The organism is Flexivirga sp. B27 (genome assembly GCF_052905685.1).
In genome coordinates this window covers 1,289,222-1,302,108 of record NZ_JBPYUM010000001.1, presented here as the reverse complement: position 1 = coordinate 1,302,108, position 12,887 = coordinate 1,289,222, and the positions used below count along the sequence as shown (strand labels likewise).

General features: G+C 67.7%; 11 protein-coding genes and 1 tRNA gene. 8 read left to right on the top strand and 4 right to left on the bottom strand.

Annotated features, from left to right (window positions below; all coding sequences use genetic code 11):
- Positions 1 to 84: 84 nt before the first annotated feature.
- On the bottom strand, positions 85 to 1,533 hold the full coding sequence (locus ACSZL9_RS05980; protein WP_446664550.1) for a sugar transferase: 1,449 nt from the start codon (positions 1,531 to 1,533) through the stop codon (positions 85 to 87).
- Between the two features lie 235 nt (positions 1,534 to 1,768).
- Here ACSZL9_RS05980 and ACSZL9_RS05975 point away from each other — a divergent pair, with 235 nt between their 5' ends.
- From ACSZL9_RS05975 to ACSZL9_RS05955, 5 genes are all read left to right on the top strand, one after another.
- Positions 1,769 to 2,611: a DUF4097 family beta strand repeat-containing protein gene (locus tag ACSZL9_RS05975; RefSeq protein WP_446664549.1), complete on the top strand. Its 843-nt coding sequence runs from the start codon at positions 1,769 to 1,771 to the stop codon at positions 2,609 to 2,611.
- Positions 2,611 to 3,183 (top strand): PadR family transcriptional regulator, encoded by a 573-nt coding sequence (locus ACSZL9_RS05970; protein ID WP_446664548.1) that lies wholly within the window; start codon positions 2,611 to 2,613, stop codon positions 3,181 to 3,183. The genes ACSZL9_RS05975 and ACSZL9_RS05970 overlap by 1 nt, the downstream gene beginning before the upstream one ends.
- A 262-nt stretch (positions 3,184 to 3,445) precedes the next feature.
- Positions 3,446 to 4,771 (top strand): hemolysin family protein, encoded by a 1,326-nt coding sequence (locus tag ACSZL9_RS05965; protein ID WP_446665113.1) that lies wholly within the window; start codon positions 3,446 to 3,448, stop codon positions 4,769 to 4,771.
- Positions 4,768 to 5,796 (top strand): hemolysin family protein, encoded by a 1,029-nt coding sequence (locus ACSZL9_RS05960; protein ID WP_446664547.1) that lies wholly within the window; start codon positions 4,768 to 4,770, stop codon positions 5,794 to 5,796. Before ACSZL9_RS05965 ends, ACSZL9_RS05960 begins: the two co-directional genes overlap by 4 nt.
- A 178-nt stretch (positions 5,797 to 5,974) precedes the next feature.
- Positions 5,975 to 6,388 (top strand): VOC family protein, encoded by a 414-nt coding sequence (locus ACSZL9_RS05955; RefSeq protein ID WP_446664546.1) that lies wholly within the window; start codon positions 5,975 to 5,977, stop codon positions 6,386 to 6,388.
- 104 nt (positions 6,389 to 6,492) lie between these two features.
- Here the strand turns inward: ACSZL9_RS05955 and ACSZL9_RS05950 are convergent, their stop codons facing one another.
- Positions 6,493 to 7,308: a sugar phosphate isomerase/epimerase family protein gene (locus tag ACSZL9_RS05950; RefSeq protein WP_446664545.1), complete on the bottom strand. Its 816-nt coding sequence runs from the start codon at positions 7,306 to 7,308 to the stop codon at positions 6,493 to 6,495.
- Between the two features lie 37 nt (positions 7,309 to 7,345).
- Complete coding sequence (locus tag ACSZL9_RS05945) at positions 7,346 to 8,305, bottom strand: NAD(P)/FAD-dependent oxidoreductase (protein ID WP_446664544.1); 960 nt, start codon at positions 8,303 to 8,305, stop codon at positions 7,346 to 7,348.
- Positions 8,306 to 8,371: 66 nt separating this feature from the next.
- Here ACSZL9_RS05945 and ACSZL9_RS05940 point away from each other — a divergent pair, with 66 nt between their 5' ends.
- Positions 8,372 to 8,965 (top strand): helix-turn-helix domain-containing protein, encoded by a 594-nt coding sequence (locus ACSZL9_RS05940; RefSeq protein ID WP_446664543.1) that lies wholly within the window; start codon positions 8,372 to 8,374, stop codon positions 8,963 to 8,965.
- Positions 8,966 to 9,964: 999 nt separating this feature from the next.
- Here the strand turns inward: ACSZL9_RS05940 and ACSZL9_RS05935 are convergent.
- A tRNA-Arg gene (locus ACSZL9_RS05935) sits at positions 9,965 to 10,036 on the bottom strand.
- Between the two features lie 217 nt (positions 10,037 to 10,253).
- Here ACSZL9_RS05935 and lysA point away from each other — a divergent pair.
- Positions 10,254 to 11,591: a diaminopimelate decarboxylase gene (gene lysA, locus ACSZL9_RS05930; protein ID WP_446665112.1), complete on the top strand. Its 1,338-nt coding sequence runs from the start codon at positions 10,254 to 10,256 to the stop codon at positions 11,589 to 11,591.
- Positions 11,592 to 11,597: 6 nt separating this feature from the next.
- On the top strand, positions 11,598 to 12,887 hold the full coding sequence (locus ACSZL9_RS05925) for a homoserine dehydrogenase (RefSeq protein WP_446664542.1): 1,290 nt from the start codon (positions 11,598 to 11,600) through the stop codon (positions 12,885 to 12,887).

The window sequence follows — 12,887 nt, the reverse complement described above, 5'->3', positions numbered from 1 at the left end:
CAGGTCACGATTGACCACACCAGGCCCAAGGCGTGTGGCGGCCCGATTTTCCGCGAACTTCGCGGCGTGTCGGGACGCCGCGGCTCAGTAGGCGCCGTCCTTGGCGGCGACCGCGCGGACCGTCTTCAGCATGATCGCGAGATCCCCTGTCAGAGACCAGTTCTCGACGTAGTAGAGGTCCTTCTGGATGGTCTGCTCCCAGGTCAGGTTGGAGCGTCCGCCGACCTGCCACGGGCCAGTCACGCCCGGCTTGACGTTGAGCCGGCGGTGCACGTGCTCCTCGTAGGTCTCGACCTCGCTCGGCTGCTGCGGCCGCGGACCGACCAGCGACATGTGGCCGATCAGCACGTCGAACAGCTGCGGGAGCTCGTCCAGCGAGTAGGTCCGGATGAATTTGCCGATGCGGGTGATCCGCGGGTCGTCCTTGAGCTTCCACACCGGTGTGCCCGACCCCTCGAACTCCGCCAGCCGGGCCTCCGCGTCGATGCACATCGAGCGGAACTTGGTGATCCGGAAGAGCGCGCCGCCCGCGCCCACCCGGATCTGCCGGAAGAGCACCGGGCCGCGATCCTCCAGGTAGATCAGCACCGAGACGATCAGGAAGACGGGGGAGAGGAGCAGCAGCGCCATACCGCTGAGGACGATGTCGACGACGCGCTTGACGATGAATTTGGTCCCCGAGTATGTCGGTGACTCCACGCTCATCAGCGGCAGGCCCTCGATCGGCCGGCGGTGGATGCGCGGGCCGGCGACGTCGGTCATCTGGCTGGCCAGGGCGAGTTGTATGTCGCTCTCCTCCAGCTGCCAGCCGATGCTGCGCAGCTGGGTGCGGGAGATGGCGCTCTGGCCGGCGATGATCAACGTGTCGATGCGACCGTCGAGCCGTCGCACGTCGTCGATCGCGGGCAGGTTGTCGACCTCGGTGCCGTCCGACAGCTCGAAGACCGGGTCCGGCTCGCCGATCACCGACACTGCCGCCGTGCGGTAGCCGGCCGACGGGTTCTGCGCGATGCCGGCGGCGACGTGCCGCACCTCGACCGGAGTGCCGACGATCAGCGCACGATCACACAGGACGCCGCCGAGCCGCTGGCGGACCACCCACCGGCGCACCAGCAGGCGCTCCAGCAGCAGTGCGGCCAGGCCGAGCGGGAACGCGATGGCCAGGTATCCGCGGGCGATGTCGACCCGGAAGAGCAGCGCCGCGATGGCGATCGCGCCGAAGACGCCGAACGTCGCACGGGCCACCCGCCGGTATTCCTCGGACCCGAGGCCGAAGAGCTCGTGGTGGTAGCACTGCGCGATGTGCAGGCCGGCGATCCAGCAGATGCCGAGCACCACGGAGAAGTAGACGTAGTCGACGGTCCCGGCTCCGGCCACGGTCCGGTCGACCGTGTCGCCGAAGCGCAGGATGGCGGCCAGGACGATCGCGAGCAGGATGACGACGACGTCGAGCAGGCCGACCAGGGTTGCAACCGGTTTGCGACGGCCGGTGGCCTCGCTGGTCACTCCCTCGAGCGTCGGGACGAGATTCACGTGGTTCTCCTGCGCGCCGTGACAGCGGGGTGCGATGCTGCCTTCCTCCCCGCTGGGGATGATAACCGCTGCAGGCAGAACGCGTGACCAGTTCCTGAACGCACGGTAACGTTGCCTGTTGCGACATATCGTGTTTACCATGAACGCGATATGTCGTGATCAACTGAACGCGACCTACCGGACATGACCTACCGAACGTGACCTACCGAACGTGAACTACCGAAGGAGCAGCGGCATGGCGCAGCAGTGGGAGCTCGACGGGCCCAAGGTGCTCGACATCGGCGGCGAGGGCGAGCGCGTCGACGCACTGACGGTGGCGCTGGTCGGCGGTCATGTCGACGTCGTCACGCACGACGCACCGACCGCCCAGGTCGAGGTGCAGGAAGTCGTCGGTCAGCCACTGAAGGTCACCTGGAACGGCCACAAGCTGAAGATCAGCCACGTCAATGCCGAGGGCAAGGACATCTGGACGACGCTGAAGGCCTTCGGCGGGCCCGGACACACCCGGGCGGTCGTGTCCGTGGCGATCCCGCGGGACGCCAAGACCGACATCAACACCGTCAGTGCCGGAGCGGTGGTGAGCGGCATACATGCCAAGACATCGCTCAACACCGTCAGCGGCGACGTCACGGCCGACGACATCGACGGCAAGATCGAGATCAACGGCGTCTCAGGCACTTTCGAGGGGCGGCGGCTGTGCGGGCGGCTCGAGGCAAACACCGTCTCGGGGTCGATGACGGTGCACGACAGCACCCTCGACCCGATCGAGCTCAACGGCGTCTCCGGCGACATCACCCTCGACCTGAACGAAGGCGAGACCAAGGTCGAGTCCAACACCGTCTCCGGTGACGTGACCGTGCGGGTGCCGGCCGGTGGCGGATACCGCGTCAAGGTGTCGACCATGAGCGGCGCCGCTGTCGTGGACGGGATGAAGCTCGGCGGCAAGTGGTTCCGCGGCGGCGAAGCACGCGACGGCGACGAGGCGCTCCGGCTGGAGGCGACCTCGGTGTCCGGTGACGTCGTGGTGTTGCGTGCGAAACCTGCGGCTGGGGGGCCGAGCTTGGCCAAGGAGTCCTGATGGCACCGGTTTTCGCCCATGGGCAGTTGCGCCTCTATCTGCTGTCGTTGCTCAACGAAGGGCCGCGGCACGGCTACGAGATCATGCGTGACCTGGAGCAGCGGTTCAACGGCCTCTACACCCCGAGCGCGGGCACCGTCTATCCACGGCTGGCCAAGCTGGAGGAGGAGGGCCTGGTCAGTCGCAGCGACGACGGACGCAAGGCGACATACACGATCACGGCCGCAGGCCGGGACGAGGTTGCCAGGCGGCAGCTGGACCTGGGCGACCTCCAGTCCGACCTGGACCGGTCGGCCAGCCAACTGGCCGAGGAGGTGCGCTCGCGGGTCAAGGGCGAGGCCGCCGACCTGCGCGCCGAGCTGAAGGCCGCCGCCCGCGAGGCGCGACGTGTCGCCCGCCCCGCCGGCGAGCCGATGTCCGGCCGCGCCGGCAGCGAGTTCGAGCGGCAAATCAACGAACTGCGTTCCAGTGCGCGCAAATTGGTGCGCTCGCGACGGACCAGCGAGGCCGTGCGTGCCGAAGCACTGCGGATCGTGCGCGAGGCCCAGCAGCGGATCGACGACTTGTCGTAGTTCGAGGTGGCCGAGCCTGTCGAGGTCCGAGGCGGCCGAGCCTGCCGGAGGAGCGCCTCCCCTCAAGCTGATCGAGTGCCGGAGGAGCGCCTCCCCCCAAGCTGATCGAGTGCCGGAGGAGCGCCTCCCCCCAAGCTGATCGAGTGCCGGAGGAGCGCAGCGGGGGAGGTGTATCGAGATCAGCGGCGGCCTCGATACGGGCTCGCCTTTGGGCTCGCCCTACTCGACCACCTTGGCAGCGTGAAACTATGTCGCCAACATGTTGGTCGAATGGCTGCTCATCCTCGCCGGGGTCGTATTGACCGTCGGCACTGCTCTCTTCGTTGCCGCCGAATTCAGCCTGGTCGCGCTGGACCGCCCGACGGTGCAGCGCGCTGTCGACGAGGGTGACTCCCGGGCCGGCGTCGTGCTCGGCTCGCTGCGCCGGCTGTCGACGCAGTTGTCGGCCGCCCAGGTCGGCATCACGATCACCACCCTGGTGCTCGGTTATCTCGTCGAGCCGTCGCTCGGCTCGCTGCTGGAGAGCCCGCTGGACTCGATCGGGGTCTCCGGGGCCGCGGCGGTTGCGGTGGCGACCGTGCTCGCGCTGGTCATCGCATCGTTCTTCTCGATGATCTTCGGCGAGCTGATCCCGCAGTTCCTCGGCATCTCGGCACCGCTGCAGGTCGCCAAGGTCGTCGCCGGCCCGGTGCGGGTCTTCGCGACGGTGACCAAGCCGTTGATCGTCATCCTCAACGGATCGGCCAACGGGGTGCTGCGGCGCATGGGGATTGAGCCGCAGGAGGAGCTGAGCGCGGCCCGCACACCACAGGAGTTGTCGTCGATGGTGCGGCGTTCGGCGGAGGCCGGGACGCTCGAGGAGGGCACGGCGCGGTTGCTGACCAAGTCGCTCGATTTCGGCGAGCGCACCGCGTCCGACGTGATGAGCCCGCGCGTGCGCTGTGTCTATGTCGAACGCGACGCCAGCGCCTCCGACGTGGTGGATCTGGCTCGTAGCACTGGACATTCGCGATTCCCGGTGATCGGCAACGACTGGGACGACGTCGTGGGCGTGGTCCACGTCAAGAAGGCCATCGCCGTGCCACAGGACCGGCGCGAGGACGTGCCGGTGACGGCGCTGATGATCAAGCCGGTGCTGGTGCCGGAGACGATGCTGCTGGACCCGCTGCTGCTCCTGCTGCGTGCCGGTGGCTTCCAGCTCGCGATCGTGGTCGACGAGTACGGCGGCACCTCGGGGGTCGTCACCCTCGAGGACGTCATCGAGGAGATCGTCGGTGAGGTCAGCGACGAGCACGACCCGCGGGTCGACGTCAGCCGGGTGCTGCCGGACGGGTCCTGGACGGTCCCGGGTCTGTGGCGGCCCGACGAGGTGCAGGACCGGATCGGCGCGACGATCCCCGAGGGCGCCTACTACGAGACGGTCGGCGGCTTCGTGATGGCCGCGGTCGGTCGCGTGCCGCAGGTGGGTGACGAGGTCGCGCTCGACGGTTGGACGCTGCGAGTCGTCGTCATGGACGGCCGGCGCGTGGATCGGGTGCGGCTGGCGCCCGTCATACCGGCGGACGATGCGGAGGTGGACCCCGCATGAAACTCGCACTCGGACTCCTCTTCCTGCTCGGCAACGCGTTCTTCGTCGGCGCGGAATTCGCCGTGATGGCCGCTCGGCGCTCGCAGCTGGAGCCGCTCGCGGCATCCGGCTCGAAGCGCGCGAAGCTGAGTCTTCAAGCGCTGGAGAACGTTTCGTCGTTGCTCGCCTGCGCGCAACTCGGCATCACCGTGTGCTCGGTGCTGTTGGGTGCGGTCGCCGAGGACGCGTTGCATCACCTGATCGAGCCGATCTTCACCGGGCTCGGCGCCCCGCACGGTATGTCGACCGTCGTCGCCCTGTTGTTGGCGCTGCTGATCGTCGCCTATCTGCACGTGGTGCTCGGCGAGATGGTCCCCAAGAACCTCGCGATCGCCGGCCCCGACCGGGCGGCGTTGCTGCTCGCGCCTGCGCTGCTGTGGGTGACCAAAGTGCTGCGGCCGATCATCCGGGCACTCGAGGCGATCGCGAAGTGGGCGGTGCGCCGCCTCGGCATCGAGCCGAAAGACGAAGCGACGTCGGCGTTCTCGGCCGAGGAGGTCGAGCTCATCGTCGCCGAGTCGCAGCGCGAGGGCACTCTCGCCGAGCGGCAGTCCGAGCGGGTCCAGGGTGCTTTGGAATTCACCGACCGGGTGGCGGCCGACGTCGCGGTCCCGGTCGACGAACTCGTCACCGTGCAGGTCGGCGCCACCCCGGAGGACATCGAGCGCCTGGTCGCCAAGCACGGGTTCTCGCGGTTCCCGGTCGTCGACCGCCGCGGCGTCATCGCCGGATACGTGCACCTCAAGGACGTGCTCTATGCCACGGACGAGGCGTATGCCGAGCCCGTCCCGCCACGGCGCATCCGCCCGCTCGCGACGGTCGCACCGTCCGACGAGGTCGACGACATGCTCGTCACGATGCAGCGCAGCGGTGCCCACCTGGCGCGGGTCGTCGACAAGTCCGCCCAGCGGGTGCTCGGTGTGGTGTTCCTCGAGGATGTGCTGGAGGAGCTCGTCGGTGAGGTCGACGACGCCACCCAGCGGTAGGTGCGCACCCAAGGTGGTCGAGTAGCGGGTGAGGAACGAGCCCGCGTATCCAGACCCAAGCTGGTCGAGTAGCGAGACCAAGGTGGTCGAGTGCCGCGAGGGACGAGCGGTGTATCGAGACCCGCCCTGTCCTCACGCCGTACTAGCGTGACAAGGACTTCCGATCGAGGAGAAGCCCATGTCGGCATACCCCGTCCTGTTGCACACGGCGATCGATGCGCGCGACTGTCGGGCGCTCGCGGAGTTCTACCGGCAATTGCTCGGTCTGCGTTATCGCGACGGTGAGGAGCCGCCGACCGACGGCACACCGGACGATGCGGACTGGCTCGTGCTGGTGAACGACGCGGGGGAGCGCGTGCTGACTGTGGAGGAGAAGACGGACACAACGCCTCCGACGTGGCCGGCCGAGGACGTCCCGATGCAGATGCACATGGATTTCAGGGTGTCCACTGTCGAAGAGCTCGAGCATCACCGTGATCGCGCGATCGAGCTCGGCGCCACTGTCCGCTATGACCGTTCGGCCGACGACGGTGAACCGCTCTACGTGCTGGCCGATCCGGCCGGGCATCCGTTCTGCTTCCTGGTGCAGTGACCACTCGTTGGCGCCTGCCGCGTTGACCCGCTCAGTGGGTCAACGATGCAGGCAGCCCCGAGTGACATCCGTCGCCGTGTTCGGGGTCGCACCGCGATCGAACGTCAATCGAGCCATGCCTGCAACGACTCGGCCTCGCGTGGCAAGACGGCCGGGTCGTCCTCGGGCACGAACTCGAGCAACAGATCCAAAGGCTCCACACGCTCCCGCAGCAGTGTGATCACGCCCTGCCAGAGCCCGGCACGATCGGCCAGCGGTAGTCGATCGGCGAACGGCCACCACGAGAACACGTGCACCGCACAGACCCGATCCACCATCCGTCGCAGTCCCTCGACCGCATCGGCCGCGGGCTCGTCGACGCGGGGCTGCCAATAGGTCGCCAGGTTGTCGTGCCCGACCTCGTCCAGCAGTTGCAGCGTCGAGTCGACCGTGTCGGTGAGCGTGAGCCGGTGAAACTCCAGTCCGATCTGTATGCCGTTCGCGGCGCCCACCTCGGTAGCGTGCCGCAGGTCCGTGACAACTCGATCCCGTTCGCCCGCAGGGCAGTCCGCTGATCCCACCGAGCCCGCCCACACCCGGATGCGGGGCGCGCCGAGGCGTGCTGCGGCATCGACCAACTGCTCGATGGTCGGGCTCGCACCCGCTCCGGACGCGCTCTCATCCCCACCCGCACGCCAGTAGCTGCCGTAGGAGCTCACTGTCAGGCCTGCCGCGGCGGTCGTCTCGCGCACAGCATCGAGTGCGCCCGGGTCGTCGGCCGGAGCGTGCACGTCCGACCCCCACTCGATGCGGCGCAGCCCGGCCGCGGCGACGTGGTCGACGACTTCGGCCGGCTGCAGCTGCCGGAACGTTACCGAGCAGATGCCGGTGTGCTCGATCCAGCTGTTGGTCGCGGCATCGTTGGCGGGCACAACAGGCATGCACCTCAGCGTAGGTGTCCGCTCGCCCGTCGCGGGTTCAGCCGGCCTGTGCCTGGGCGTCAACGGCGTCCGCCGCTTCCTCGAGGGCCAGCTCGGCGTTGATCTGGGCGCCGGCCATCGAACCGGCTGCCGCGGCAGCGCCCACCTGTGCGGCCAGGTCGGTGACATTGCCGGCCGCCCAGACACCGGGCACGTCGGTGCGTCCTGCAGCGTCGGTCGGCACGTGCATCCCCATCCCCGATGGGTGCTCGACGGGTTCCAGCCCGAGAGTTGCCACGACACCGGCACGGGCGACCATGCGGGTGCCGGCCGTGATCACCTCGCACGGGACGACCTGGCCGTCGGCCATCGCGACACCGGTGATGGCGTCGTCAGTCGTGACGACCGACTGCACCCGGCCCTCGGCGATGCGCACACCACGCGCGGTGACTTGCGCCAGTTGCTCCGCGGTGAAGTCGATCCCGTTGCGCAGCAACACAACTCGGTCGGACAGCTGTCGCCACAGCAGCGTGGAGTGGAACGTCATCGGGCCGGTCGCCAGCACGGCGATCGCCCGGTCGCGCACCTCCCAGCCGTGGCAGTAGGGGCAGTGCACCAGGTCGCGTCCCCAGCGTTCGGCGAGGCCGTCGATGTCGGGGATCTCGTCGACCAGGCCGGTGGCGAGCAGGATCCGACGTGCGTGGGTGTTGCGACCATCGGCCAGCGTGACAGCGAATCCGGTTGTGTCCCGGGAGATTTCGGAGACCTCGCCGTCGATGACGAGGCCGCCGTAGCGGCGGACGTTCTCGGTGCCGCGTGCGAGGTATTCAGCCGGTGGCATCCCGTCATACCCGAGCAGTCCGTGTATGCCGTCGGCCGGTGCGTTCCGAGGGGCGCCGGCGTCGATCACGGCGACGGATCTCCGGGAGCGGGCGAGCATCAGCGCGCCGCTCAGTCCGGCGGCGCCACCGCCGATCACCACAACGTCGAGTTCTTTGCGAAGCATGTCTGTCGTCATACCCAGCAGCCTGCGGCGTGCATGTCGTCCTGGCAAACAGTGTTGCTGTTATGGCAAACTGCTCGTATGGCGACCGAAGATCTCGACACCGCACTCGAAGCCGTCGGACCGCGACTTCGGCGGCTGCGGGAGCAACGCGGACTGACCCTGGCCGACGTCGGGCGCGCGACCGGCGTCGCGGTGAGCACGCTGTCCCGACTGGAGTCCGGCGGCCGGCGACCGACCCTGGAGCTGCTGCTGCCGCTGGCCAGGACCTACCACGTCACGCTCGACGAACTCGTCGATGCGCCGCCGACCGGTGATCCGCGGGTCAACCTGCGGCCGATCAAGGCGCACGGGATGACGATGCTGCCGCTGAGCCAGCGGCCCGGCGGCATACAGGCCTACAAGATCGTCGTGCCCCGCAAGCGTGGCCGGCATGTCGAGCCCGAGCTGAAGACTCACGAGGGATACGACTGGCTGTATGTGCTCAGCGGCAAACTGCGGCTGGTCCTCGGCGAGCACGACCTGGTGCTGCAGCCGGGGGAGGTCGCCGAGTTCGACACCCGCACGCCGCACTGGTTCGGCGCGGCCGGGGAGGAGCCGGTGGAGTGCCTGAGCCTCTTCGGGACGCAGGGCGAGAAGGCGCACGTGCGGGCGCAACCGCGCCGTGGCGGCTGAGCCCAAGATGGCTGAGCTCAAGAGATGGTTGAGCTCAAGAGATGGTTGGCTTGTCGAAACCATCCGGCTCATCGGGAGGTGGCCTCGACAGGCTCGGCCATCTTCGTGTCGAGGTCATTGAGCTTGTCGAAATGACGCCGTGACCTCGACAGGCTCGGCCGTCTTCGTGTCGAGGTCATTGAGCTTGTCGAAATGACGCCGTGACCTCGACAGGCTCGGCCGTCTTCGTGTCGAGGTCATTGAGCTTGTCGAAATGACGCCGTGACCTCGACAGGCTCGGCCGTCTTCGTGTCGAGGTCATTGAGCTTGTCGAAATGACGCCGTGACCTCGACAGGCTCGGCCGTCTTCGTGTCGAGGTCATTGAGCTTGTCGAAATGACGCCGTGACCTCGACAGGCTCGGCCGTCTTCGTGTCGAGGTCATTGAGCTTGTCGAAATGACGCCGTGACCTCGACAGGCTCGGCCGTCTTCGTGTCGAGGTCATTGAGCTTGTCGAAATGACGCCGTGACCTCGACAGGCTCGGCCGTCTTCGTGTCGAGGTCATTGAGCTTGTCGAAATGACGCCGTGACCTCGACAGGCTCGGCCGTCTTCGTGTCGAGGTCATTGAGCTTGTCGAAATGACGCCGTGACCTCGACAGGCTCGGCCGTCTTCGTGTCGAGGTCATTGAGCTTGTCGAAATGACGCCGTGACCTCGACAGGCTCGGCCGTCTTCGTGTCGAGGTCATTGAGCTTGTCGAAATGACGCCGTGACCTCGACAGGCTCGGCCGTCTTCGTGTCGAGGTCATTGAGCTTGTCGAAATGACGCCGTGACCTCGACAGGCTCGGCCGTCTTCGTGTCGAGGTCATTGAGCTTGTCGAAATGACGCCGTGACCTCGACAGGCTCGGCCGTCTTCGTGTCGAGGTCATTGAGCTTGTCGAAATGACGCCGTGACCTCGACAGGCTCGGCCATCTCCGCGGCCACAAAAAAACCAGCAGCAAGCTGCTGGAATTTTGTACCCCCGGCAGGATTCGAACCTGCGCTCCCGCCTCCGGAGGGCGGTGCTCTATCCCCTGAGCTACGGGGGCGTGGCGCGAAGATGATCGCTCATCATCGCATCAAACGCCTGTGCCATTTTGTCCGTCCTGCGGATGGCACCTCGCCACATTATCAGCCTCGCGGGGGTCGCTCCGAATCGGCGGCGCACCTCGTCGGCATACCGCTGCGGTGTTCATCCGCCGGACGGGGAAGTATGCCGTGACCGCCCCCCGTATCGTGTCGCCCGTGAACTCCACCGAAACCCGCATGGCTGATCACATCTGGCCGTCCGGTCTCACCGAGACCGTGGACGGAGGACTCGCGCTGCACGGACACGCGTTGCGTGACCTGGCAGCGGCATACGGCACGCCGGCATACCTCGTCGACGTGCCGGATCTGATCGCGCGAGCCCGCGCGTTCCGGGACGAATTTGCGACGGCGTTCGAGGCGATCGGGACGACCTGCGACGTCTTCTACGCGGGCAAGGCCTTCCTCTGCACGGCGCTGGCGCGGCTGCTCGACGCCGAAGGGTTGAGCCTGGACGTGTGCACCAGCGGCGAACTCGCGGTGGCGACTCGCGCCGGATTCCCCAGCGAGCGCACCGGCATGCACGGCAACAACAAATCGGTCGCCGAGATCGAGGCCGCCGTCGAGCACGGTGTCGGCCGCATCATCGTCGACTCGATGGTCGAGATCGAGCGCGTTGTGGCTACTGCCCGCCGGCGCGGTGTCCGCGTGGGCGTCATGCTGCGTGTCAAGACCGGGGTCGAGGCGCACACGCACGAATTCATCGCCACGGCGCACGAGGACCAGAAGTTCGGCTTCTCCCTCGCCGGCGGCCAGGTGCGCGAGGCGGCCGCGGAGGTGCTGCGGCACCCCGACGAGTTGCACCTGCTCGGCTTCCACTCCCACATCGGCTCGCAGATCTTCGACTCCGACGGTTTCCGCGTCGCGGCCGAGCGACTCATCGCGATGCAGTTGCAGATCGCCCAGGAGCACGGCGTCGTGCTGCCCGAGTTGGACCTCGGCGGCGGCTTCGGCATCGCCTACGTGCCCGAGGACGAGCCGCTGACGCCGCGGGAGATGGCCACCCAACTGGCCGCGATCTTGCGGGCCGCGTGCGAGGAGGCCGGGACTCCAGTGCCCCGGGTGTCGATCGAGCCGGGCCGGGCCATCATCGGACCCGCCGGCATCACGCTCTACGAGGTCGGCACTGTCAAGCCGGTGCAGGTCGACGAGGACCTCACCCGCAGCTACATCTCGGTCGACGGCGGCATGAGCGACAACCCGCGACCGGCGCTCTATGAAGCGGATTACGTTGCCACGCTTGCCAATCGGCTCGGTGACGACAAGACCACCCAGTCCCGCGTCGTCGGCAAGCACTGCGAGTCCGGAGACATCGTGGTGCGCGACCAGCAGCTCCCGGTCGACGTGCGGCCGGGTGACCTGCTCGCCGTCGCCGCGACCGGCGCCTACTGCCGTGCGCTGTCCAGCCAGTACAACCACGTCACGCGCCCGCCGGTCCTCGCGATCACGCGTGACGGTGTGCGGACCTGGCTGCGCCGCGAGACCATTGACGACCTGTTGGCCCTCGAAGGGGAGTAGAACCTGATGTCGAAACCACTGCGGGTTGCCCTGCTCGGCTGTGGCGTGGTCGGCACCGCCGTCGCCCGACAGCTGACCGACGACGCCGCCGACCTCGCCGCGCGAGTCGGCGCACCGCTGGAGCTGATCGGTGTCGCCGTGCGTGACGCGAAGAAGCCGAGGCCCGAATCCGGTGTGCCACCAGAGCTTTTCACCACTGACGCCGACGCACTTGTCGCCAACGCTGACCTGGTCGTGGAGCTGATGGGCGGCATCGAACCGGCGCGCACGCTGCTGCTGCGTGCCATCGATCACGGCGCCGCTGTCATCACCGCCAACAAGGAGCTGCTCGGCGCCGACGGTCCCCGCCTGTATGCCGCGGCGGATGCGCGCAACGTCGACCTGTCCTTCGAGGCGTCGGTGGCCGGCGCCATACCGCTGCTGCGTCCGCTGCGTGAGTCGCTGGCCGGTGACGACGTGCACCGGGTGATGGGCATCGTCAACGGGACCACCAACTACATCCTGGACAAGATGGACCGCACCGGCGCCGCGCTGCCGGACGTGCTGGCCGAAGCACAGGAGCTCGGCTACGCCGAGTCGGACCCGACGGCCGATGTCGAGGGGTATGACGCGCAGGCGAAGGCCGCCATCCTGGCCTCGCTCGCCTTCCACACCCGCGTCTCGAGCCGTGACGTGCACTGCGAAGGGATCATGGCCGTCACCGACGCGGACATCCGCGATGCCCGCAAAATCGGTTGTGTCGTCAAGCTTCTCGCGATTTGTGAGCGGACGGAAGACGGTGTCAGCGCCCGGGTGCACCCCGCTCTGGTGCCGCGCTCGCACCCCCTGGCGACGGTGCACGACGCGTTCAACGCGGTGTTCCTGGAGACCGCGCTGGCCGGCGAGTTGATGTTCTACGGGCAGGGTGCCGGTTCGAACCCGACGGCGTCGGCCGTGCTCGGCGACCTGGTCCAGGCGGGCCGGCACCGGGTGGTCGGCGGGCACGGGCCGCGGGAGTCGGCATACGCCGAGCTGCCGGTGCTGCCGATCGCGCAGACACAGACCAGCTACTTCATCCGGCTCGACGTGATCGACCAGCCCGGCGTGCTCGCCCGTGTCGCGAATGTCTTTGGCGCACATGATGTTTCGATCGAAAGCATGCGTCAGGGCGTGCGACGATCCGAGGAAGGACTGGCGCTGTTGCAGCTGGTCACCAACCAGGCGGCTGACGCCTCGCTCGTCGCGACGGTCGACGCGCTCCGCGAACTCGACGATGTGCACGAAGTCAGCTCCGTGCTGCGTGTGGAAGGAATGTAA